Source organism: Pseudomonas sp. TH31 (assembly GCF_016650815.1).
Taxonomy (GTDB): domain Bacteria; phylum Pseudomonadota; class Gammaproteobacteria; order Pseudomonadales; family Pseudomonadaceae; genus Aquipseudomonas.
This window is the reverse complement of record NZ_JAEKEZ010000006.1, coordinates 358260-381436: the sequence shown is the minus strand read 5'-3', so window position 1 is coordinate 381436 and position 23177 is coordinate 358260. Positions and strand designations below refer to the sequence as shown.

At 54.7% G+C, this 23177-nt stretch carries 22 protein-coding genes and 2 pseudogenes; 13 read left to right on the top strand and 11 right to left on the bottom strand.

What is annotated here, in order from left to right; all coding sequences use genetic code 11:
* Window positions 1–111: 111 nt before the first annotated feature.
* The 5 genes from JFV26_RS04865 to panD all read right to left on the bottom strand — a co-directional run bounded on the left by JFV26_RS04865 (window position 112) and on the right by panD (window position 4039).
* Window positions 112–588 carry a hypothetical protein gene (locus tag JFV26_RS04865; RefSeq protein WP_201190227.1) on the bottom strand — a complete coding sequence of 159 codons (477 nt, stop codon included), beginning with the start codon at window positions 586–588 and terminating at the stop codon, window positions 112–114.
* An 81-nt stretch (window positions 589–669) separates the two neighbouring features.
* Window positions 670–1842 (bottom strand): aminoacyl--tRNA ligase-related protein, encoded by a 1173-nt coding sequence (locus tag JFV26_RS04860; RefSeq protein WP_201190225.1) that lies wholly within the window; start codon window positions 1840–1842, stop codon window positions 670–672.
* Window positions 1843–2029: 187 nt separating this feature from the next.
* On the bottom strand, window positions 2030–2878 hold the full coding sequence (gene panC / locus JFV26_RS04855; RefSeq protein ID WP_201190223.1) for a pantoate--beta-alanine ligase: 849 nt from the start codon (window positions 2876–2878) through the stop codon (window positions 2030–2032).
* A gap of 33 nt (window positions 2879–2911) precedes the next feature.
* Window positions 2912–3631, bottom strand: coding sequence for an HAD family hydrolase (locus JFV26_RS04850; protein ID WP_201190221.1), 720 nt, complete (start codon window positions 3629–3631; stop codon window positions 2912–2914).
* Between the two features lie 36 nt (window positions 3632–3667).
* Window positions 3668–4039, bottom strand: a complete 372-nt coding sequence (gene panD / locus JFV26_RS04845) for an aspartate 1-decarboxylase (RefSeq protein WP_201190219.1) — start codon at window positions 4037–4039, stop codon at window positions 3668–3670.
* 302 nt (window positions 4040–4341) lie between these two features.
* Between panD and JFV26_RS04840 the strand changes: the two genes are divergently transcribed.
* The 3 genes from JFV26_RS04840 to coaA all read left to right on the top strand — a co-directional run bounded on the left by JFV26_RS04840 (window position 4342) and on the right by coaA (window position 7317).
* Window positions 4342–5244 (top strand): 2OG-Fe dioxygenase family protein, encoded by a 903-nt coding sequence (locus JFV26_RS04840; RefSeq protein WP_201190211.1) that lies wholly within the window; start codon window positions 4342–4344, stop codon window positions 5242–5244.
* An 81-nt stretch (window positions 5245–5325) separates the two neighbouring features.
* Window positions 5326–6285, top strand: coding sequence for a TauD/TfdA family dioxygenase (locus JFV26_RS04835; RefSeq protein ID WP_201190209.1), 960 nt, complete (start codon window positions 5326–5328; stop codon window positions 6283–6285).
* 39 nt (window positions 6286–6324) lie between these two features.
* Window positions 6325–7317, top strand: coding sequence for a type I pantothenate kinase (gene coaA / locus JFV26_RS04830; RefSeq protein ID WP_201190207.1), 993 nt, complete (start codon window positions 6325–6327; stop codon window positions 7315–7317).
* Window positions 7318–7320: 3 nt separating this feature from the next.
* On the opposite strand, the gene JFV26_RS04825 is transcribed toward coaA, so the two are convergent.
* Window positions 7321–7959 carry a TetR/AcrR family transcriptional regulator gene (locus JFV26_RS04825; protein WP_201190205.1) on the bottom strand — a complete coding sequence of 213 codons (639 nt, stop codon included), beginning with the start codon at window positions 7957–7959 and terminating at the stop codon, window positions 7321–7323.
* A gap of 226 nt (window positions 7960–8185) precedes the next feature.
* A complete protein-coding gene (locus tag JFV26_RS04820; protein ID WP_201190203.1) occupies window positions 8186–9562 on the bottom strand; it encodes a glutamine synthetase family protein in 1377 nt (458 codons plus the stop codon).
* A 278-nt stretch (window positions 9563–9840) separates the two neighbouring features.
* Between JFV26_RS04820 and JFV26_RS04815 the strand changes: the two are divergent.
* The 8 genes and pseudogenes from JFV26_RS04815 to JFV26_RS04780 all read left to right on the top strand — a co-directional run.
* Window positions 9841–10158, top strand: a pseudogene (locus JFV26_RS04815) (gamma-glutamyl-gamma-aminobutyrate hydrolase family protein); the annotation flags it as partial.
* A gap of 99 nt (window positions 10159–10257) precedes the next feature.
* The gene (locus JFV26_RS04810) at window positions 10258–11616 is read left to right on the top strand and encodes a glutamine synthetase family protein (RefSeq protein ID WP_201190199.1); all 1359 of its coding nucleotides are present in this window, start codon (window positions 10258–10260) and stop codon (window positions 11614–11616) included.
* Window positions 11617–11672: 56 nt separating this feature from the next.
* Window positions 11673–13037 (top strand): aspartate aminotransferase family protein, encoded by a 1365-nt coding sequence (locus tag JFV26_RS04805; RefSeq protein WP_201190197.1) that lies wholly within the window; start codon window positions 11673–11675, stop codon window positions 13035–13037.
* Between the two features lie 183 nt (window positions 13038–13220).
* Window positions 13221–14315 (top strand): polyamine ABC transporter substrate-binding protein, encoded by a 1095-nt coding sequence (locus JFV26_RS04800; RefSeq protein WP_201190677.1) that lies wholly within the window; start codon window positions 13221–13223, stop codon window positions 14313–14315.
* Window positions 14316–14560: 245 nt separating this feature from the next.
* Entirely contained in the window at window positions 14561–15658 is a 1098-nt protein-coding gene (locus JFV26_RS04795) for a polyamine ABC transporter substrate-binding protein (protein ID WP_201190195.1), read from the top strand.
* 72 nt (window positions 15659–15730) lie between these two features.
* Window positions 15731–16873: an ABC transporter ATP-binding protein gene (locus JFV26_RS04790; protein ID WP_201190193.1), complete on the top strand. Its 1143-nt coding sequence runs from the start codon at window positions 15731–15733 to the stop codon at window positions 16871–16873.
* On the top strand, window positions 16870–17790 hold the full coding sequence (locus JFV26_RS04785) for an ABC transporter permease subunit (protein WP_207203841.1): 921 nt from the start codon (window positions 16870–16872) through the stop codon (window positions 17788–17790). The genes JFV26_RS04790 and JFV26_RS04785 overlap by 4 nt, the downstream gene beginning before the upstream one ends.
* Window positions 17787–18677, top strand: coding sequence for an ABC transporter permease subunit (locus tag JFV26_RS04780; RefSeq protein WP_201190191.1), 891 nt, complete (start codon window positions 17787–17789; stop codon window positions 18675–18677). The genes JFV26_RS04785 and JFV26_RS04780 overlap by 4 nt, the downstream gene beginning before the upstream one ends.
* A gap of 125 nt (window positions 18678–18802) precedes the next feature.
* On the opposite strand, the gene JFV26_RS04775 is transcribed toward JFV26_RS04780, so the two are convergent.
* Window positions 18803–19444, bottom strand: a complete 642-nt coding sequence (locus JFV26_RS04775) for an HD domain-containing protein (RefSeq protein WP_201190189.1) — start codon at window positions 19442–19444, stop codon at window positions 18803–18805.
* A gap of 267 nt (window positions 19445–19711) precedes the next feature.
* Between JFV26_RS04775 and JFV26_RS04770 the strand changes: the two genes are divergently transcribed.
* Window positions 19712–20677 (top strand): GlxA family transcriptional regulator, encoded by a 966-nt coding sequence (locus JFV26_RS04770; RefSeq protein ID WP_201190187.1) that lies wholly within the window; start codon window positions 19712–19714, stop codon window positions 20675–20677.
* A 14-nt stretch (window positions 20678–20691) separates the two neighbouring features.
* Here JFV26_RS04770 and JFV26_RS04765 read toward each other — a convergent pair whose 3' ends face one another.
* From JFV26_RS04765 to JFV26_RS04755, 3 genes are all read right to left on the bottom strand, one after another.
* Window positions 20692–20925, bottom strand: a complete 234-nt coding sequence (locus tag JFV26_RS04765; RefSeq protein ID WP_201190185.1) for a DUF2790 domain-containing protein — start codon at window positions 20923–20925, stop codon at window positions 20692–20694.
* The gene (locus JFV26_RS34680) at window positions 20922–21530 is read right to left on the bottom strand and encodes a DUF417 family protein (RefSeq protein WP_446739896.1); all 609 of its coding nucleotides are present in this window, start codon (window positions 21528–21530) and stop codon (window positions 20922–20924) included. Before JFV26_RS34680 ends, JFV26_RS04765 begins: the two co-directional genes overlap by 4 nt.
* A gap of 176 nt (window positions 21531–21706) precedes the next feature.
* Window positions 21707–22048 carry a carboxymuconolactone decarboxylase family protein gene (locus JFV26_RS04755; protein WP_201190183.1) on the bottom strand — a complete coding sequence of 114 codons (342 nt, stop codon included), beginning with the start codon at window positions 22046–22048 and terminating at the stop codon, window positions 21707–21709.
* 110 nt (window positions 22049–22158) lie between these two features.
* On the opposite strand from JFV26_RS04755, the pseudogene JFV26_RS04750 reads away from it, so the two are divergent.
* Window positions 22159–23063, top strand: a pseudogene (locus JFV26_RS04750) (AraC family transcriptional regulator).
* Window positions 23064–23177: the final 114 nt, after the last annotated feature.

Here is a 23177-nt window from a genome sequence, read left to right as displayed (position 1 = left end):
TGATTAGAGTATGTAGTCGTAGTTTTTTATATAGGGCTGAATATTGTCCCTGTGAAGGGGCTGAGGATTAGCTAAGCGCCAGAGGCAGGGGGGTCATAACGCTGGTTCTGTTTAGTGGTAGTGAGGTCCATGCTTTCTTGATTCGATAATCTCCAGGCCAGCCTCAGCAGATAGTTGAACGATATAATGCAAAGTGTATTTATCTCGATCATGGCATTCAATATTAAGTATATGAACCCTGAGATGCTGGATATACTTATAAGATAGCAGTGTTGTTGGTCCAGGTAGTGTAGAGAGATAAAGAGACAAGTCACGGCAGGCCTTCTCTTCGGCGCGGCGCTCTCGACGTAAAAGGGCGGTCGAGGCACAAACAAATACAACGGATAATGCCAAGTATATGGGATGGTTGCTGGATGTTGTCGACGGTTGAGAAATATCATTCGTAACAAAAAGCATTGCGAGAATGGATAAATAAAAAATTATAAGTTTTTGGCTTTTTACATTGCTCAGGCACAGCTGGATTCTGACGCGAGCTAATGCTTCCTCGTGTGCTGTGTCATGATGGCGTCTAATTTTGGTTTCTTTCATTATTATAATTTTCGCCTTGGCAGCTGGCTAAAGTTAACGCTGTGGGCGCAGCGTTAACTGAATGAAGCGCTATTGCCGAAGTTAGAAATAGGTTGACTCAAAAAGAGTATAAAACTGCACTAAGGACATTTGCTCTGTGATTCCCGTATCTCTTTCTCTAACGATAATTATGTTCTCGCTCAGCATGTTATCTTCGAGGGTGAGGAAAAACGGAGTGCCGACTTCGTCATGATGTATTGTCGTTTCTTGCTTGTCGTCGCCAATCGTTATAACAATCTTCCCTGCTGCGAGACGTTGTAATCTGTGTTTTATTACATTCGCCATTTCTATAGATAGGTGCGCATCCGAGTTTGAAATATATAAGCATGCTTTGATAGGTGCCAAATGTGGCTTGATCCGCAGTACGATTCGGCTTGTGCCATCGGGTGAATGAACGCGGGTAAACGATTCGAAGAGAACTGCCATCAATCCCCGATCCACGCCTGCAGCAGGCTCAATGGCAGAAGGTGCAACTAATGCTCCAGTGTCTGGTTGTGTTATGGCCATGAGTGCAGTGGATACGCTGTTTGGCAGGACCGAAGAACGAATGTTAAGTTTGTCTTGAGATCCGCTGTGAGAGCCGCAATCATAGTCGCCACGATCGGCAATACCTTCTATTTCAAAGATATCCCCATTAGGTTGTTTATAATGAATGTCATAGGTTTTACTAGAGTAATGTGCCAATTCGCTACCAACTACATCATCCACGAGCAGATTCTGTAAGCTGATTCCCTGCTGCTCCCACCAATTCAGTCTTTGCTTTAGCCAGAAGTCGTGCCACTCTCGGGAGTTTTCGGCGGGAACAAAATACTGAAGTTCCATCTGCTCGAACTCCCTCATGCGCACGGGAAAGTCGGTCACTTGTTGTTCGTTACGAAAGGCTTTGCCTATCTGTGCAATACCAAATGGAAGAGAGGGGTTGTTCCATCCCACAATATTATCAAAGTTGGCGTAGCTATGCTGGGCAGTTGTTACCCGTAAGTGACAAGCAGTTAAGTTGTTGTTCTTATCTCTGATTAGGGTCTCGAATACGCCAAACTCTTCATAGTTGGCCCCAAGAAAGCCGGAGTGTTCATGCAATAAGGGCGAGGTTAGAAGCGCTGACTCGATACCATGAACATCATTCCTGCCGTAGACAACTGCTTGCCACCATGCCTTTCTTAGGTGGATTTTTATTTCAGCACCTAAGGGGCCATAGTCGAAGAGGCCAGGCATACCTCCGTATATCGAACACGAAGACCTGAAGATACCGATACGTTCGCAAATTGCAAGAACGTCTGCTAGAAGGAGCCTGTTCATAGGTAAGCCTTACTGAGTTTGGTATGTATTCAACTAGTTAAAGTTCAGGCCAAAAGACCTGATCTTGGGTGAAGGATCAAATAAACGCAGGTGTACCGATTTTTTATTTTGAGAAGGAGATATTATCAATCAAGCGCACGGAGTCGAGATAAACCGCGCAGAGGATGACTACATTAGTTGTATCATCAGATGCCGGCTCAAGCGTCAGTGCATCGGCGAAACTGAAATAGTCGGGGGTGAAACCAAATCGGGTCAAGGCCTCTATGGCTTCGCTCTCGATTTCGGAGTAGTTTGATGAGTGTTCTAGGATTTTCCGTTTGGCATTGAGTAAAACTTGGTAAAGATGAGAAGCTTGCTCTATTTCGGCCTCATTCAAATACCCATTTCGTGAGCTCAAGGCTAAACCGTTATCATCCCTGACGGTCGGAACTCCAACGACTTGAGTTGGAATATTTAATGTCTCCACCAGGCGGCGGCAAACTGCCAGCTGTTGAAAGTCTTTCTCGCCAAACAAGGCGAAATCTGGTTGAACTATATTTAGAAGCTTAGTGACAACTGTCGCGATTGCATTGAAAAAATGCGGCCGTGTTTTGCCGCAGAATCTCTCACTCAGAAATGGAACTTCGACAGTTGCCTGGTAGCTCAGTCCAAGTGGGTATATTTCCTTGACGGAAGGCGCGAACACAATATCGCAACCGGAGGCTTCTAGCTTAGAGCAATCGATCTCGAGCGTCCGTGGATACTTGTCATAGTCTTCTCCTTCGACAAAGTGAGAAGGGTTAAGGAAAATCCCGGCGACGGTAATATCACTGATACCTTTTCCATGCAACACCAGACTGATATGGCCTGCGTGCAAGGCTCCCATTGTTGAAATAAAGCTTATACTGTTTCCGCTATTACGCTCCCGCTTCAGGCGGGTTCTCAATTCATTAATGGTTTGGATGACGTCCATTATCATTTCTCATATAAATAAAAGGGGCGGGTATTAGTATCCCGCTTTGTGCTCGTTGACCATTTCTGCAAGTGACCTAAATTTATAGGTTGGCTCAATACTCGGGGAGAACTCGGCTTGAATGGACAATGTCCCGTTCAAGGTGTTAGCGCGGTTAATCCATACTGTGTCAATACCGGTCACGGCGGCGGGTTCGATGTCGTGAAACCTGCTGACGCTCACGTGCAATAATTCTTGTTTTTTAATACCGAGCTCTTCGAGGTGACGAACTAAGTAATCAAAGTTGTTAAGGGCAGGCTTGAATGAACCGATTGCCTGCGCCGTATAGGTGCGGTAGAAGTTACAAAGCAGTCGGGTTTTGGTCGCTTCGATTGAGGCGTCATCGATATTGGATAAAATTATCAATTTATGATGGCGCTGAAGATATGCCAACGCCTTGATCGTATCGTTGAATATTGGCCATTCACCGACAGAGCTTCCAAAACGCATCGCTTGAATCGTGTCGCAAGGTTTTTCGAGTTCGGCTAGGATGCTCGCGTACGTTTTACCCAGTGCCACCGGATATGGTATGCCCGGTGCGTCGGCAAGAATCGTAGATTCCTGTTTGAGGAAGCAAGCTATTAGTTGTGCATCGGAAACCAGCTCAAGTTTATCATCACTGGCATTTCGCAAGGCATTGATAATACCGGACTCCCAGTCGACCAACGTTCCGAAGCAGTCAAAGCTGATAGCGTGATAATTAGAAAGCGTCATGGCTTTAATTCCATAGTCAGCAGGATCGTTGCGGTGTTAGACAGGAGCTACCATGTTGGGTTTTTCATGAAGCATCTGGATAACAGTATTGGTTTTATCCAATATCGCGACCATTGCTTCAACAGGTTTGTCGCTGGTCCGGAAGGCCATAATGATGACTTGCTCATCCTTACCAATAAGGTGTGCTGCCGCACCGTTCACGCAAATGTCTTTTTTACCTCGTTCCCCTGAAATGACGTAGGTTTCCAGTCTCGCCCCAGACGTGTTTGAAACGACCATGACTCTTTCGCCGGCCCAAATATCAACTTTGTCCAGAATATTTTGGTCGATGGTAATGGATCCAACGTAAGCAAGGTTCGCCTCGGTCACAATGGCGTTATGAAGCTTGGCGTGCAGAACAGTGCGCATTTATAGATATCCCAGTATATATTCATAGGTGCACAAGTTACCTTGTGAGAGCCTTCATCTCGACGGAGGCCATCATAAGAAGAGTAGAAAACGATGATAAAAACTCGTTTGTCGTCTTCTTAGACGCCTTCTTTGTGCCGAGACATTGGAAAATTTATGTCATAAACGTACCGGCAATGACAACCTGCCTCAAGGTACAGGTGACGGATGCTTAGGAGCGTGCTTACATCTGGCCAGTCATGTTCCGCCAAGGCATTTCATGTTTGGCGAATGAAAAAAACTTATATTCGGGATGAGCGATCATGAATAATTTGCCGACTTGGATCTGTATTGAGCTCGCGCAGTTGAGAACTCGATATATACGTGATCGATTTATTTTTATTGAAGGTCATAAGTTGCAGGGTTATCTTCGTTGTCTTGGCGCAAGCGACTCCGATATCGCGTCGTTGCAGCGCGTTAGTGAGAATCTGCAATCTGATCCCACGCTGCCTTTCAGGAAATCGCGAAATGGTCGGTTTTTGTTTGACTATCATCGCTCCAGTATCTCCAGGCTAGAGTATCAGCCTTTCGTACTTTCGCACGATGAGGATTTTGTCCGCTTCGATTCAAATAAACTAAGGTCCTTCGATGAAATAAATGATGACCTACAATTGAATACGGCGTTTCAGGCGTTGCTTTGTATCAAATCTATGATTATTAATAAAGTTTATATCCATCCCCGGAAAAATCTGCTTCCGGATCGGCATCGTAATGTCTGCACCGTGTTTAACCTCAGGACACTCACCACGCCGAATTTACTAGGTGAGCCGGCACTTGAGGGGGTGCATAGTGATGGCGTGGAACATACGATGACTACCTTGTTGGGAACGAAGAATATGTCGTCTGACAGTGCTGTTACCTTTATCCATGATGCGCGGGAGGACAACGGTGTCAGTTGGGATAATGCTCGCGAGTACTATCTGCTGGGAAAAGTTCAGCACAGGCACTTTCTCGACACTTTGTTAATTATGGATAGCGAAAAAAAACATAGTCTGTCGCCGGTCTACGCTTTAGATAAAAGCCAAGAGGCAACTCGTGATATGTTGATATTTTTCACCCGTCGTCCTACAGCGCTACTGCATAACACTAATCCTTTTGACTCACTTGATTCGCATGAGATGTTACCCATGCGAATTCAAGTTCCTTCAGTTGTACTAAATTTTTGATTTGAGTGGCTAATACATCAGAGTAGAAGCGGTCTGTAAGGATGCCCACCTCAAGATGGGAGAGCTTAGGGAGATTCAAGTATGTTGCTGAATAAAATGGAAGGTCGCCACTGCTGGACGTCAAAAACCTATGATTCAAAAGAATCACTTCTCAAATTGAGCGATTTTTTTGTAGGTGAATGGCATGCACTGCTGGAAACATCGGATACATCATTCGAGAGCCACGACGCAATTAGGGATCTTGCAGTCTGTATCACCGATATTTGCGAGAGCGGGCAGGGTTTTGCGGTGTTGAAAGGTTTGTCGACTCAAGACTATAGCGAAGAACAATTGCTGCGTTTTTATCTTGCACTCTCCAGTCGAATTGGTACGTTGGTTTCACAAAATCACAAGGGTGATAAAGTTGTTAGTGTATCAAATAAGATGTCTGGTACTTTGGCTGATTTGAACGTGCGAGCTTATAACACAGATCAGGGTTTGAGTTTTCACAGTGATTCATCAGACATTACGGGCCTGTTGTGTATTCATAACTCGCAAGAAGGCGGTGACTCGTTGGTGGTCAGTGCTGGTAATATCCACAATTTGATCCTAGCAGAACATAAAGAATTTTTATCACTTTTCTATCATGGTTTTTTATACGATAACCGCGGCGAAGAAAATCTCGGATTACCTCCTGCTTATCGCAATTCGGTTTTTTATCATAAAGATAATAAGCTGAGTTGTCGCTTTTATTTGAGCGATTATGTTTTGCCTGGACTTGAAAAAATGCGGCTCAAGCCGAGTAAAGCCGAACTCGACGCGCTCGCACTTTTTACTCGGTTATGTGAGGATCCGGCTAATTATGTTTCTTTTAAAATGGAGCCTGGCGATATTGTCTTTTACGACAACAACGCTACCTTACACGCGCGTACGCCGTTTGTGAGCAGCCCTAACGTAGCGACGAACAGGTTATTGCATCGCGTCTGGATAAATCCTCATGAGCATCGTGTTTTTCCTGAGGGGTTTGCGAAGTATCGATTTGGATACAACGATCAGATCTGATATGTTTCCTGCTTTGTGCTAGCCATATACAGGAAGAATATGAGGATACAGCAGGATGCATTAGCGTTTTCCCAAGCCCATCACGGGTATTGGGAGTTTAGTCGCGAGCAGTGGTCCTCCTTTCGGGATGAGGTGGCGACGAGTCTATCTTCTTCGGAAATGAGCGCGCTGAATAGTGCTACTCAGCCCATCACTACGGAGGAGGTAATGAATATATTACTTCCTCTGTCGCGCCTGCTGAATCTGCATTCTGCTTCCGCTCAGTCTTTCAGTCGGGTACACGCCGAATTTATGGGCGTACCGTTCCTCAAGCAACCCTATGTTATCGGTATATCCGGTAGTGTCGCGGTAGGCAAAAGCAGCTTCGCCAGGGTGTTGTCGGCACTCTTATCATCCTGGCCTGGTTCGCCAAGTGTGCAATTGGTAACCACTGACTCATTTCTCTTCCCTCTGGCGACGCTAGAGGAGAAAAATATTCTGCATAGAAAGGGGTTTCCGGAGTCATACGATACATCTAGTCTTCTTGATTTTTTGCACTTGGTGCGCCATGAAGGGCAAGCGGTTCAGATCCCGATATATTCTCATGTACGATACGACATACTTCCCAACGAAATGCAGCAAGTCCAGGCGTCCGACATTATTGTTTTAGAAGGATTGAATGTTTTGCAGGAGAATAAAAACCCGGGCTTGAATATTTTGGATTTTGTAGACTTTTCCATTTATATCGATGCCTCAGCAGAGTCAATCAAAAAGTGGTATCTCGAACGGTTTGTCCAGCTTAAGAATACGGCCTTTCAGTCTTCTGAATCTTACTTCAACAAGTTCAAATACTTGACGGACGATGAAGCTGTTTCAATGGCGTGCGATACTTGGAATCGAGTCAACTTTAAAAACCTAGTTGAAAACATACTGCCCTCCCGTGATAGGGCGAGTCTGATTGTCAAGAAGTCACCAGATCACTCCATTGATAAAATATTACTCCGGTCATTTGAAGAAAGACGCGGGAAACCAACTGGCGGGAAAAATTATTAAGCATCAGCTTGCAACTGACCGCTTCGATAAATACGGCGGCAGGTACAGCCCCAGATACGCATCAAACACCCGCATCCCTTCCTCAGCCATGCGCGGTGTGATCTGCCCATGCAACTGCACCGAGCGCGCATACACCCGATCCCCCAGCTCCATGGCCAAGGCAAACACGTCGACATCGATCGGCAGTCTTGGCAGCTCGAAGTGATGGTTGAACAGTTTGTGCATCAGGTCGCCCAGTTCGATGTCGTGCTGGCGGTCGGCCTGGGTGACTTCGGTCAGGCCGTGCTGGGCGAGGATCAGTTGGCGGGCGGCCGCGTCTTCGCCGTAGATGTCGAGCATGCGCTGTTCCACCAGTCGCGACAGGTCACGCCAGCCGTGGAGGGTTTCCTGGTTGATCGGTGCTTGCAGGCAGGCGCGGAATGCCGCGTGGACGTCGGCGGTCAAGGCTTCGAGCAGGGCCGGGACACTGGCGAAGAAGTGGTAGACCGAGGACGGCGGGATCTGCGCGCGCTCGGCGACGCTGTAGATCGACAGGCTGGCCACGCCCTCGGCGGCCAGCAGCGTGCGGGCGGCATCGAGTATCGAGTCGATCCGCGCCTGGCTGCGTGCGCGGGGTTTGCGAATAGGGGCGGGGCGCGTCATTGGAATCTCCTGCGGGGCAGCGGGCATTGTACGAGGCGGGTTGTGTGTTGTCTGCCCAGACGCCATCGCGGGCAAGCCTTGCTCCTACGGGATCGTGTTGGTCAACGGATTTTTGGTTCGACACAAAACCTGTAGGAGCATGGCTTGCCCGCGATCCGCCGCAGGCGGCCATAAAAAAACGCCGCAAGCTGTAAGGCCGACGGCGTTTCTTTTTTACCGCAACCGCTTAAACGGTATGCAGGTACCAGTTGTACTCAAGGTCGGAGATGGAGTGTTCGAACTCCTCCAGCTCACTTTCCTTGCAGGCCACAAAGATATCGATGTATTTCGGATCGATGTACTTGGCCATGACTTCGCTGTCGTCCAGCTCACGCAATGCATCGCGCAGGTTGTTCGGCAGGCTTTGCTCGTTCTGCTCGTAGGAGTTGCCTTCTACGGGCGCGCCCGGCTCGATCTTGTTGGTCAGGCCGTGGTGAATACCGGCCAGGACCGACGCCATCAACAGGTACGGGTTGGCATCGGCGCCGGCAACGCGGTGTTCGATACGTACGGCATCGGAAGAGCCGGTCGGTACGCGAATCGCTACGGTGCGGTTGTCCAGGCCCCAGCACGGCGAGTTCGGCACATAGAACTGTGCGCCGAAACGACGGTACGAGTTGACGTTCGGGCAGAGGAAAGCCATCTGCGCCGGTAGGGTCTCGAGCACACCGCCGATCGCGTGACGCAATGCGGCGTTCTGCTCGGGATCCTCACTGGCAAAAATATTCTTGCCGTCTTTGTCGAGAATCGAAATGTGCACGTGCAGACCGTTACCCGCCTGGCCTGGGTAAGGCTTGGCCATGAAGGTGGTGTCCATCTCATGGTCGTAGGCGATGTTCTTGATCAGGCGCTTGAGCAATACCGCGTAGTCGCAAGCCTTGATCGGGTCGGCCACGTGGTGCAGGTTCACTTCGAACTGCGCCGGGGCACTTTCCTTGACGATGGCGTCGGCCGGGATGCCTTGCTCTTTCGCACCTTCCAGAATGTCCTGGAGGCAGTCGACGTATTCGTCGAGGTCGTCGATCAGGTAGACCTGTGTCGAATGCGGGCGTTTGCCGGAGATCGGCGAACGAGGCGGTTGCGGTCGACCGTTAACGTTCTCCTGGTCGATCAGGTAGAACTCCAGTTCGAACGCGGCGCAGATCGTCAGACCCAGGTCATCGAACTTGGTCACGACTTGACGCAAGACTTCGCGAGGATCGGCGAAGAAAGGTTCACCTTCGATTTCGTGCATGGTCATTAACAGTTGCGCGGTAGGGCGCTTCTGCCAGGGCTCATTGCACAGGGTGTCGGGGATTGGATAGCAGATTCGGTCAGCATCGCCGATGTCCAGACCCAGGCCGGTGCTTTCCACCGTAGAGCCATTGATATCCAGAGCAAATAGAGAGGCCGGCAGGTTGATGCCTTTCTCGTAAACCTTGTGGAGGCTGGTGCGTTCAATGCGCTTGCCGCGCACCACACCATTCATATCCGCAATCAGAAGGTCAACGTACAGAACCTCAGGATGTTCCTTAAGGAACGCGTTCGCTTCGTTAAGCTGAACGGCACGCGGGGGTACCGACATGATGCAACACCTTTGTTGTTAAAAATATCAATCATTGATCTCTTCGGGTTTCAGTCAACCCGAACGGCATGCCGAAGTCAAGCGAGGCCTTTTTTGCCCTAAAAAAGCGCTCGCAGGGCTTTTTTGAGGCACTTTGGGGCGTTTTTTTGCCTTTGAACGCTTTGGCGTCCGCGGGCTTGAGCGGGCCGTGTTGTATTTTTTACGGGGGTGTTGTGTAAAAAAATGAACAAGGCTAAGCTCGATTCAAACCCATAACAGCAATAATACCGGGGTGCTTCATGTCTCGCCTGCCGTTAATCGGCGTCACCATCTGCTCCAGGCAGATCGGTCTGCATGCTTATCACATCAGTGGCGACAAATACGTACATGCCGTGGCTTCAGTTGCCAATGGCCTGCCGTTGATTATTCCGTCCTTGGCGGATTTGCTGGCCCCGTCCGATATTCTGGACGGTCTGGACGGCATTCTCTTTACCGGCGCTCCCTCCAATATAGAACCGTTTCTGCCTGGCAGCCCAGCCAATACGCTTGGCCCTGCTCATGATTCTGCACGCGCATCTACGCTTTCGCTGACCCTCTCCAGGGTTGCGACGGGTATTTGTGCCCGGCCATTGCAGTGGCAATCTGTATCACGCGACGCCGACGCGTCAAACAATGCCTGACTTATAAGAGTCAGGAAACTCAGCCTAGAGGCATTTATGAGTAACAACCTCGACCAGCTCACCGATTGGTTGAAAGACCACAAGATCACAGAAGTCGAATGCATGATCGCCGACTTGACCGGGATCACCCGGGGCAAGATTTCGCCGACCAACAAGTTCATTGCTGAAAAAGGCATGCGCCTGCCCGAGAGTGTTCTGTTGCAGACCGTGACCGGCGACTACGTCGAAGACGACATCTATTACGAACTGCTCGACCCGGCCGACATCGACATGATCTGCCGCCCCGACCAAAACGCGGTGTTCCTGGTGCCGTGGGCTATCGAGCCCACCGCTCAGGTGATCCACGATACCTACGACAAGCAAGGCAACCCGATCGAGCTGTCGCCGCGCAACGTGCTCAAGAAGGTCCTGAAACTCTATGCCGACAGGGGCTGGCAGCCGATCGTGGCGCCGGAAATGGAGTTTTACCTGACCAAGCGTTGTGAAGACCCGGACTTCCCGCTGCAACCGCCGATTGGCCGTTCCGGTCGCCCGGAAACCGGTCGCCAGTCGTTCTCGATTGAAGCGGCGAACGAGTTCGATCCGCTGTTCGAAGACGTCTATGACTGGTGCGAACTGCAGGAGCTGGACCTCGACACGCTGATCCACGAGGACGGCACGGCGCAGATGGAAATCAACTTCCGTCACGGCGATGCCCTGTCCCTGGCCGACCAGATCCTGGTGTTCAAGCGCACCATGCGCGAAGCCGCGCTCAAGCACAACGTGGCGGCGACCTTCATGGCCAAGCCCATGACCGGCGAGCCGGGCAGTGCGATGCACTTGCACCAAAGCATCATCGACATCGAGACCGGCAGGAACGTCTTCTCTAATGAAGACGGGACCATGAGCCAGTTGTTCCTGCACCACATCGGTGGCTTGCAGAAGCTGATCCCGGAGCTGTTGCCGCTGTTCGCCCCGAACGTCAACTCGTTCCGCCGCTTCCTGCCGGACACCTCGGCACCGGTGAACGTGGAATGGGGCGAAGAGAACCGAACCGTGGGCCTGCGGGTGCCGGATGCCGGCCCGCAAAACCGTCGGGTGGAAAACCGCCTGCCGGGCGCCGACGCCAACCCGTACCTGGCGATTGCCGCGAGCCTGCTCTGCGGTTATGTCGGCATGGTCGAAGGCTTGAACCCGAGTGCGCCGGTGGTGGGTCGAGGCTATGAACGCCGCAATCTGCGCCTGCCACTGACCATCGAAGACGCGCTGGACCGGATGGAACACAGCGCGACCATCGAGAAATACCTGGGCAAGAAATTCATTACTGGCTACGTCGCGGTCAAGCGGGCCGAGCATGAAAACTTCAAGCGCGTGATCAGTTCGTGGGAGCGGGAATTCCTGCTCTTCGCCGTCTGATACGCCGGGCGCCGCTGCTTTTGGCGGCGCTCTAACCAATAACAAGGAGAATTCGCATGACCAGCAATAACCCGCAAACCCGTGAATGGCAGGCCCTGAGCAACGATCACCACCTGGCGCCGTTCAGCGACTTCAAACAGCTTAAAGAGAAAGGCCCGCGCATCATCACCAGCGCCAAGGGCGTTTACCTCTGGGACAGCGAAGGCAACAAGATCCTCGACGGCATGGCCGGCCTGTGGTGCGTTGCCATCGGTTACGGTCGTGACGAACTGGCCGACGCGGCCAGCAAACAAATGCGCGAGCTGCCTTATTACAACCTGTTCTTCCAGACCGCTCACCCGCCGGTGCTGGAACTGGCCAAAGCCATCGCCGACATCGCACCGCAAGGCATGAACCACGTGTTCTTCACCGGTTCCGGTTCCGAAGGCAACGACACCATGCTGCGCATGGTTCGCCACTACTGGGCGATCAAAGGCCAGCCGAAGAAGAAAGTCATCATCAGCCGCAAGAACGGCTATCACGGTTCCACCGTGGCTGGCGCGAGCCTGGGTGGCATGACTTACATGCACGAACAAGGCGACTTGCCGATCCCGGGCATTGTCCACATCGCCCAGCCGTACTGGTTCGGTGAAGGTGGCGACATGAGCCCGGAAGAATTCGGGATCTGGGCCGCCAATCAGCTGGAAGAGAAGATTCTGGAAGTCGGCGTGGACAACGTCGGTGCCTTTATTGCCGAACCCATCCAGGGTGCCGGTGGCGTGATCGTTCCGCCTGAAAGCTACTGGCCGCGCATCAAGGAAATCCTCGCCAAGTACGACATTCTGTTCGTGGCCGACGAAGTGATCTGCGGTTTCGGCCGTACCGGTGAGTGGTTCGGTAGCGATTACTACGACCTCAAGCCCGACATGATGACCATCGCCAAAGGCCTGACGTCCGGCTACATCCCGATGGGTGGCCTGATCGTGCGTGACGACGTGGTGGCGGTGCTCAATGAGGGCGGCGATTTCAACCACGGCTTCACCTATTCCGGTCACCCGGTGGCTGCGGCGGTGGCACTGGAAAACATCCGTATCCTGCGCGAAGAAAAAATTATCGAGCGCGTTCACGCAGAAACGGCACCCTATTTGCAAAAGCGTCTACGGGAACTGAGCGATCACCCGTTGGTGGGGGAAGTGCGCGGCGTTGGTCTGTTGGGGGCCATCGAACTGGTCCAGGACAAGGCCACTCGCAAGCGTTACGAAGGGAAGGGCGTCGGCATGATTTGCCGCACGTTCTGCTTCGACAACGGCCTGATCATGCGTGCCGTGGGCGACACCATGATCATTGCTCCGCCACTGGTGATTACACCGGCTGAAATCGATGAGCTGGTGGCCAAGGCGCGCAAGTGCCTGGACCTGACCCTGAGTGCGTTGCAGGCCTAAGTGCTAGGCTCTGGGCGGGGTGCGAAGTCGGCACTTCGCCCGGAGCAAACAAAGGATGGGTCTTTCCTTGAAAGCCTGCCTTGTAACTTGCCAGACTACCGTTTGTTCGGATGCCCAGTAACAGGCCGCTGAGCACGTGGTTAAAAAGAAAAAATTGGAGCATTACCCATGAAGGCATTAGGTATGAAGATAGCTGGCAAGACCCTCCTCGCCATGTCCCTGATGGGCGTGATGGCGGGTGCAGTACAGGCCGATGACAAGGTGCTGCATATCTACAACTGGTCCGATTACATCGCACCGGACACCATCGCGAACTTCGAGAAAGAGTCCGGGATCAAGGTGGTGTACGACGTTTTCGACAGCAACGAAACCCTCGAAGCCAAGTTGCTGGCAGGCAAGTCCGGCTACGACGTCGTCGTGCCGTCGAACAACTTCCTCGCCAAGCAGATCAAGGCCGGGGTTTACCAGGAGCTGGACAAGTCCAAGCTGTCCAACTACGGCAACCTGAACAAATCGCTGCTTAAAGCGGTGTCCATCAGCGACCCGGACAACAAACACGCCTTCCCGTACATGTGGGGCTCGATCGGTATCGGTTACAACCCCGAGAAGGTCAAGGCTGCGCTGGGCGTCGACACGATCGATTCCTGGGACATCCTGTTCAAGCCTGAAAACATCGCCAAGCTCAAAGGCTGCGGCGTGAGCTTCCTCGATTCGCCGACCGAAATGCTGCCGGTCGCGCTGCACTACCTGGGCCTGCCTACCGACAGCCAGAAGAAAGAAGACATCAAGAAAGCCGAAGATCTGTTCCTGAAGATTCGTCCTTCGGTCACCTACTTCCACTCGTCCAAGTACATCTCGGACCTGGCCAACGGCAACATCTGCGTAGCCGTCGGTTACTCGGGTGACGTCCAGCAAGCCAAGTCCCGCGCTGCTGAGGCCGGTGACAAAGTGAAAGTCAGCTACGCCATTCCAAAAGAAGGCGCTGGCAGCTTCTACGACATGGTCGCTATTCCGAAAGACGCGGAAAACGTCGACGGTGCCTACAAGTTCATGAACTACCTGTTGCAGCCGAAAGTGATGGCCGACATCACCAACGCCGTGCGCTTCCCTAACGGTAACGCCGAAGCAACTCAGTACGTGAACAAGGAAATCACTTCGGACCCGGGCATCTACCCGTCCGCCGAAGTGCAGGCCAAGCTGTATGCGATCGCTGATTTGCCAGCGGCCACCCAGCGTGACCTGACCCGCAGTTGGACCAAGATCAAATCCGGTAAATAAGCCGTTAAACCCTGTAGCAGCTGCCGCAGGCGGCGTTCAACGGCGAAGCAGTTGTGCCGTTGAAAACGCGGGAAGGTCCTTCGGACCTTAACGCAGCCTTCGGCAGCTGCTACAGGTATCTGCATAAAAGTTTTGCTGGAACGGTTTATCGAGGGTAAGTTGCGCGCCGGTTTTGTTGTTGGGCAGCCAAGGCTGTCATGTAACACGGGGCAACTTGGGCCCAACTAATTTTAGAGGACCACCACTTGCCTATTTTTTCTTTGTTGCGCAATGCCCTGCTGGTCGGCGCCGGGCTGACGATTGCCGTCAGTGTCCAGGCTGCCCCTACGGTGCATATTTATAATTGGTCGGATTACATCGGCCCGACCACACTGGCGGACTTCCAGAAAGCAACCGGCATCAAGCCGGTGTACGACGTGTTCGACTCCAACGAAACCCTGGAAGGCAAGTTGCTGGCCGGGCGTACCGGGTATGACGTGGTCGTGCCGTCCAACCACTTCCTCGGCAAGCAGATCAAGGCCGGCGCGTTCCAGAAGCTCGACCGCTCGAAGCTGACCAACTACGCCAACCTCGACCCGGTGCTGCTCAAGCGTCTGGAGCAAAACGATCCGGGTAACCAGTACGCGGTGCCTTACCTGTGGGGTACCAACGGCATCGGTTACAACGTCGACAAGATCAAGGCAGTGCTCGGTGTCGACAAGATCGATTCCTGGAGCGTGCTGTTTGAGCCAGAGAACATCAAAAAACTGCACAGCTGCGGCGTGGCGTTCCTCGATTCGGCTGATGAAATGATGCCGACGGTCCTCAACTACATGGGCCTGAACGCCAACAGCACCAACCCCGAAGACTACAAAAAGGCCGAAGCCAAGCTGCTCGCGGTGCGGCCTTACGTGACCTACTTCCACTCGTCCAAATACATCTCGGACCTGGCCAACGGCGACATCTGCATCGCGATCGGTTTCTCCGGTGACATGTTCCAGGCCCGGTCCCGCGCAGCCGAAGCCGGTAAAGGCGTGAACGTCGCCTATGTCATTCCGAAAGAGGGCGGTGCACTGTGGTTCGACATGCTGGCGATCCCGAAGGATTCGAGCAACGTCAAAGAGGCCCACGCGTTCATCAACTATTTGCTCAAACCTGAGGTGATTGCCCAGGTCAGTGATTCGGTCGGCTATGCCAACCCTAATCCGGGGTCGGACAAACTGATGGAGCAGTCCATCCGCACCGACGAAGCGGTTTATCCACCGCAAGCAGTCCTCGACAAGACCTATGTGTCGGTCGAGTTACCACCGAACATCCAACGTTTGATGACCCGCAGCTGGACCAAGGTCAAGTCGGGTAAATAGCTTCAAGGCTCAAACTATCCAAGGTTGGCTCACCTTGAGCGAACTGCACTCTTTTTTCTGGGAGTTTCGTAAATGGCAGTTGCCTCCGGCGCCTATAAGAAAGCCCTCGAGGGCGACCAATCACCTAAACAGGTGTTGGTCAAAATCGACCGGGTCACGAAGAAGTTCGACGAGACGATTGCCGTGGACGATGTGTCCCTGGAAATCAAAAAAGGCGAGATCTTCGCCCTGCTCGGCGGTTCGGGATCGGGCAAATCCACCTTGCTGCGGATGCTCGCAGGGTTTGAACGGCCCACGGAGGGGCGCATTTACCTCGACGGCGTCGACATCACCGAGATGCCGCCGTACGAGCGACCGATCAACATGATGTTCCAGTCCTACGCCTTGTTCCCGCACATGACCGTGGCGCAGAACATTGCCTTCGGCCTCAAGCAGGACAAGATCTCGTCGTCGGAAGTCGATGCCCGCGTGACTGAAATGCTCAAGCTGGTGCAGATGAGCCAGTACGCCAAGCGCAAGCCGCATCAGTTGTCCGGTGGCCAGCGTCAGCGGGTGGCCTTGGCGCGTTCGTTGGCCAAGCGGCCGAAGCTGTTGCTGCTCGACGAGCCGATGGGTGCACTGGATAAAAAGCTGCGTTCGCAAATGCAACTGGAACTGGTCGAGATCATCGAGCGCGTCGGCGTAACCTGCGTCATGGTGACCCACGATCAGGAAGAGGCCATGACCATGGCCGAGCGCATCGCGATCATGCACCTGGGCTGGATCGCCCAGATCGGCAGCCCGATCGACATCTACGAAACCCCGACCAGCCGCCTGGTCTGCGAATTCATCGGTAACGTCAACATCTTCGAAGGTGAAGTGATCGACGACGCCGAAGGCCACGCGACCATCACCTGCAAAGACCTGGATCGCCAGATCTACGTCGGCCATGGCATCAGCACCTCGGTGCAGGACAAGTCGGTCACCTACGCGATCCGTCCGGAAAAACTGCTGGTCACCGCCCAAATGCCGACCTGCCAATACAACTGGTCCAGCGGCAAAGTCCACGACATCGCTTATCTCGGCGGCCACTCAGTGTTCTACGTCGAATTGCCGAGTGGCAAACTGGTGCAGTCGTTCGTTGCCAACGCCGAGCGCCGTGGCCAGCGCCCGACCTGGGGCGACCAGGTCTACGTGTACTGGGAAGACGACAGCGGCGTGGTACTTCGCTCATGAACCTGCGCAAATTCAAACGCCGCCTCAATCGAATAATTCCCGGTGGCCGCCAACTGGTCATCGGGGTTCCGTTCATCTGGCTGTTCATGTTCTTCATGCTGCCGTTCTTCATCGTCTTGAAGATCAGCTTCGCCGAAGCCGACGTGGCCATCCCGCCGTACACCGAAATCTACAGCTTCATCGACCAGAAGCTCCAGGTGCTGCTGAACCTGGGCAACTACGCGATGCTCGGCGACGACGAGTTGTACATCGCCGCCTACCTCGGCTCGCTGAAGATGGCGTTTTTCAGCACCATCCTTTGCCTGCTGATCGGCTACCCGATGGCCTACGCCATCGCCAGTGCCCGTAAAGAGCTGCAAACGGTGCTGGTGCTGCTGATCATGATGCCGACCTGGACCGCGATCCTGATCCGCGTCTACGCGTGGATGGGCATCCTCAGCAACAACGGTCTGCTCAACGGTTTCCTGATGAGCATGGGCTGGATCAACGAGCCGCTGCAGATCCTCAACACCAACCTGGCGGTCTATATCGGTGTCGTTTACTCCTATCTGCCGTTCATGATCCTGCCGCTGTACGCCAACCTGGTGAAGCACGACCACAGCCTGCTGGAAGCCGCATCGGACCTCGGTTCGAGTACCTTCAACAGCTTCTGGAAGATCACCATTCCGCTGTCCAAGAACGGCATCATCGCCGGCTGCATGCTGGTGTTCATTCCGGTGGTGGGCGAGTTCGTGATCCCGGAACTGCTCGGCGGCCCGGAAACCCTGATGATCGGTAAAGTGCTCTGGCAAGAGTTCTTCAACAACCGTGACTGGCCGGTGGCGTCTGCCCTGGCGGTGGTGATGCTGTTGATCCTGATTGTGCCCATCATCCTGTTCAACCGTAGCCAGGCCAAAGAAATGGAGGGCAAGGAATGAAGCGCTTCAGTTTCTCGAGCTTTATGTTGGTGTTCGGTTTGCTGTTCATCTACGCGCCGATGCTGATCCTGGTGATCTACTCGTTCAACGCCTCGAAGCTGGTGACGGTGTGGGGCGGCTGGTCGATCAAGTGGTACGTCGGCCTGCTCGACAACACCCAACTGATGGGCTCGGTGATGCGCTCGCTGGAGATCGCCTGCTACACCGCGATTGCGGCGGTGGCGCTGGGCACTCTGGCGGCGTTCGTCCTGACCCGGATCACCCGCTTCAAGGGCCGCACGCTGTTCGGTGGCCTGGTCACCGCGCCGTTGGTAATGCCCGAAGTGATCACCGGTCTGTCGCTGTTGCTGCTGTTCGTGGCCATGGCGCAGATGATCGGTTGGCCCCGGGAACGCGGCATCGTCACGATCTGGATCGCCCACACCACGTTCTGTGCGGCGTATGTGGCGGTGGTGGTGTCGGCGCGCTTGCGTGAGCTGGACCTGTCCATCGAAGAGGCGGCCATGGACCTTGGCGCGCGGCCGTGGAAGGTGTTCATCCTGATCACCATCCCAATGATCGCGCCATCGCTGGCGGCGGGCGGGATGATGTCCTTCGCGCTGTCGCTGGATGACCTGGTGTTGGCGAGCTTCGTGTCGGGTCCGGGTTCCACGACCCTGCCGATGGAAGTGTTCTCGGCGGTGCGCCTGGGTGTGAAACCTGAGATCAACGCCGTGGCCAGCCTGATCCTGCTGGCGGTATCGATTGTGACCTTCATGGTCTGGTTCTTCAGCCGCCGTGCCGAAGAAAGCCGCAAGCGGGCGATTCAGCAAGCGATCGAAGAAGGTGCTGCCGATTCCTGGAAGCAACCGGACGTGCGTCGCGCGCAGGCGCCGGAAGCGGCTTAATACTGCTGTAGATCAAAGATCGCAGCCTGCGGCAGCTCCTACAGAAATCGATACACCCGCCATTTTGCGGATGTACTCAAAACCTGTAGGAGCTGCCGCAGGCTGCGATCTTTTGACTTTATGGGTCAGGCAGCCCAAGGCGATTTGCGGATGATCTCGACGAAGTTCATCGGCTTGAACCCCGGTTCGCTGTCCACCAGCACATCGGCGTTCACCGTGCCGAATGTGGTGTCCGGCTTGTGTTTGAAACCGTTGGCGAACGCACACAGGATGCATTCCTTGAACCCTTCGCCACGCGGGTGGGCGTGCACCACCGCCTCGCGTTGTTCCGTCGCGAATGCCGCGTAATCGATGCCCAGCACATCCATCTCGACCCCCGCCGTGACCAGCGCCACGTTCGGCCGCAGGTGTTGCGGCACGCCCGGCGTGGTGTGCAGCGCAATCGACAACCACACTTGTTCGATGTCGTCATCGCTCAGCCCGAACGGCTTGAGGAACGCCTTGGCGGCATTGGCACTGTCGACTTCAAAACGCTCGTTATCACTGCGCTGACCTTCCACCAGACCCAAGTCATGGAACATCGCGCCGACGTACAGCAACTCCGGGTTGTAGGCCAGTTGCTTGCGTTCACCGCTCAAGGCACCGAACAGAAACACCCGGCGCGAGTGGTGATACAGCAGATCGGATTCGACGTCGCGGATGTATTCGGTGGTGGCTTTGGCCAATGCGCTGTCGGGGATTTTGATCCCGGCAATGATGCTGCTCATGGTGCTTTCCTCATGGGGAACGCCGTGGCGGCGCTGATGGGTAAAGTCTGTTCCTGCATCCGGAAGCGGACAAACGATCCGTGGCTGCGATCCCGGCCAATGAGCGTGCATATCGCGCCAACCTCGCTTGTTGGGGCTGGATTGGCTAGGGTTGGCGTGGACTCCTGAAAAGATCGCAGCCTTCGGCAGCTCCTACATTGGTATGCGATCCCCTGTAGGAGCTGCCGAAGGCTGCGATCTTTTTTACATTCAAGGTGAACCCGAACCATGCAAAAAACCGTCGCCATCGTGGTGTTTTCCGGCGTCCAGTCGCTGGACGTCACCGGGCCTATGGATGTGTTCGCCGAGGCCAATCGCTTTCTGGCGCCGGAGGATCACTATCGGCTGGAAGTGATCGGCGTGGAGCGCGGGGTGATGCCGTGCTCCAACGGCCTGTCCTTGAACGCTCACCGGCATTTCAGTGAAGCGCTGCAGGCTTATGACTTGCTGCTGGTGGCCGGTGGGCCGCAGTTGCCGTTCATGGATTTCGGTGCGGCGTTCGACGCCTGGCTGCGGGATGCCTGCGCGCGGGCGCGGCGGTTTGGTTCGATTTGCAATGGGGCGTTCATGCTGGCCCGGGCGGGATTGCTCGAAGGGCGGACCGTCACCACACATTGGGGTGATGCAGCGGCGTTGGCGGCATTGTGTCCGTCGACTCAGGTGGAGGCTGATCGCTTGTACGTGCAGGACGCCGAGCTGTATACCTCGGCCGGGGTCACGGCGGGGATTGATCTGTCGCTGTACCTGCTGGGGCGTGATCACGGCCCGGAAGTCGCGCTCAGCGTTGCCAAACGCCTGGTCGTGTTCACCCAGCGCTCGGGCGGACAATCGCAGTTCAGCCCGTTCCTCACGCCGCATGCCGAACCGACTTCGGCGGTGGCGCTGGTGCAGCTCTATGTGCTGGCCAACCTCAATGGCGACCTGACCATCGCCGACCTGGCCAGCGCGGCCAACATGAGCGCCCGCAATTTTTCCCGGGTCTTCGCCAAGGACGCGAAAGTGACCCCGGCGGAGTTCGTCGAACGGGCGAGGGTGGATGCGGCGCGGGTGCTGCTGGAAAGCACGCGTTCGCCGCTCAAGACCGTGGCGTACCAGTGCGGGTTTCGCGATGCCCAGCACATGCGCAGCGTGTTCAACCGCAGGCTGGGCGTGACGCCGCAGCAGTTCAGGCTGAACTTTGCGGTGATGGTGTAGTGGCTGATCGGCGTTCAACCGCCACCGCACCCATTTCCCCATACCTGATAACTCACGGTATGCCGCTGCCCTTGGGAGTCCTCATACGTCCACTCCACCGGGACAATCCCACAGGCATTGCCGGTGTCGGTGATGCTGATGGTTTTCGCCACATCCAGTGGCGTGCCAGTGCCTATAGTCGCCACATCAGAGGCGGCATATGCGCTGCTGGCAGCGATGCTCAAAAACAAAATGATCAAGGTTTTCATGGGTATTGCTCCAGAGTAAAAGACGAGTTCAGGCGTTGCGTTCTTGCAGCAATCGGCGAGCGGAGTCGGCCATCACCGGCAGGGCGCCGGCCAGCATCAGAACGTCGTTGAGCACCAGGCGTCCGCCGCCGGAGAGGTAGGGGAAGCCGTGCTGTGCATCGCCGAGGGCGGGTACCCAGGCTTCTGGGGTCGTGAGCAGAAAAACTCAACGTCACCAACGGCGTGCCGAAGGCCAGGGCGCCACCGAGCAAGCCGGTGCGGCGTGAGAGCGGGTTGGAGAGCACCAGCAACCCGATCAGAATCTCGACCACGCCTAGTCCATGGGAAAAGCCGTAAGTGTTGTTAGCTGTCTGCCAGGCACGCTTGTTCAGGTCCAGTTCACCCTCATGGGTCAGGTGCGCCTTGTAGTCCATGGGGTGTTCGTAGAAGAACGACATGAACGGGCTGTTGGCGACAAACGGGGTGATGCTGTCGGCTTCAAAAGGGACAAATTTGAGCGCGCCGATCCATAGGAAAACCACAGCGATGGCCACACGCATGAGATGCGTGCCAAGGGTGTCGAGCTTGCCGATCACCTGCAGGCCGACCGTAAAGGAATTGCGCATCAGACTTCTCCAGACGATTTGAACGTGGTGCCAGTCTGGTTTGTTGGTGGGTCCTGCTTTTGTGCGTCGCGCTCAAGTTATTGTTCGATCGTCTCAACCTGGAAGGGCTGTTGCGCGGCCATGAAAAAAGCCCCGGCACTCAGGTGTGCAGGGCTTGGGTTGAAGCTCAAGGGCAACTATTTCTTCAGCGTGTCATACGCCTCAAGCGTGCGCAGCGAGTAGATGTACGCCGCCCCCGCATTCAGCGAAATCGCTGTTGCCAGCGTTGCAGCGACTTCCTCGCGACTGGCCCCAGCCTTGATCGCCGCATCGGTATGCGCGGCGATACAACCGTCGCAACGGGTGGTGATGGCCACGGCGATGGAGATCAGTTCGCGAGTCTTGGCATCCAGCACGTCGTTTTCAGCAGCGGCTTCGCCGAGGGCCATGTAGGCCTTGACCATTTTCGGGTTGCTCTTACCTAAAGCGCCAAAGGCTTTCTGGATAGTGGGCAGCAGTTCGGACCAGTTATTGAACATTGCGTTAACTCCTCGGCAGGTTGGGTGTACTGTTTCGACACGTTCAGTCTTACCCTTTGGCTCGGTTCGGGTTTGCTCGATCCGCTCAGTTATTTCCTCGAAGCGCTCAAATGAATTCGATCGATAAGCTCATCACGCTGGCCAACGTTCGCGGCAGTCTGGATTTACGTTGCCAATTCCAGGGCAACTGGGCGCTGGAGCACGAGCAAGAGGCGCTGGGCATGGCGCCGTATCACATCGTGCTCGCGGGTGAATGTCGCGTCGAGTTTCCTGAGGGCCAGCGCCTGCCCATGCGTGCCGGCGACATTCTGTTGCTGCCAGGCGGCACCCCCACGTTATCCACAGCCCTGGAAAAACCGTCGCGCCCACGGCGCCGAAGATCATCGTCGGTGGTGCGTTGCCGGTGCATCGCATTGGTGGCGCCAGCGCAGATCTGGACATGCTTTGCGGAAACTTCCACTACAACCGTGCCTCGCTGCTGTTTGCCGCGTTGCCCGATTACCTGGTGATCCCCAGCGGCGCACTGTCGGTCAACGGGCCGTTGCCGGCGCTGGTCGAGGTGTTGCGCGGGGAGGCGGAAGGCAATCAGGCCGGGGCGAAGTTTTTGCTCGACGCACTGTCCCAGGCGTTGTTCACCCTGATGCTGAGGGCGCACCTGGCAACGCTGGGTCAGGCCAGCGGCACACTGGCGTTACTCGGCGACAAACGCCTGGGCCGCGCGTGGCAGGCGATGCTGGCCGATCCGGCCCATGAGTGGACCATCGAAGGCCTGGCGAAAACGGCGAGCATGTCCCGGGCGACGTTCATGCGGGCGTTTGTGAAGGTGGCTGGCGTGTCGCCGTGGGTGTTGCTGACGCAGGTGCGGATGGAGTTGGCGTTCAGTTTGCTGAGTCAGTCGCACTTGGGGTTGAGCGATATTGCGCTGCAGGTTGGGTATCAATCGCAGGCGGCGTTCAGCAAGAAATTCAAGGAGACTTATGGTGAGGCGCCGGGGAGAGTGCGGCGGGGGATTTAGATTTTGGTTGTCAGTGATGGCCTCATCGCGAGCAAGCTCGCTCCCACATTGTATTTGTGATCACTGGAGATCACCTATGGGAGCGAGCTTGCTCGCGATAGCGGCCGCCCGGGC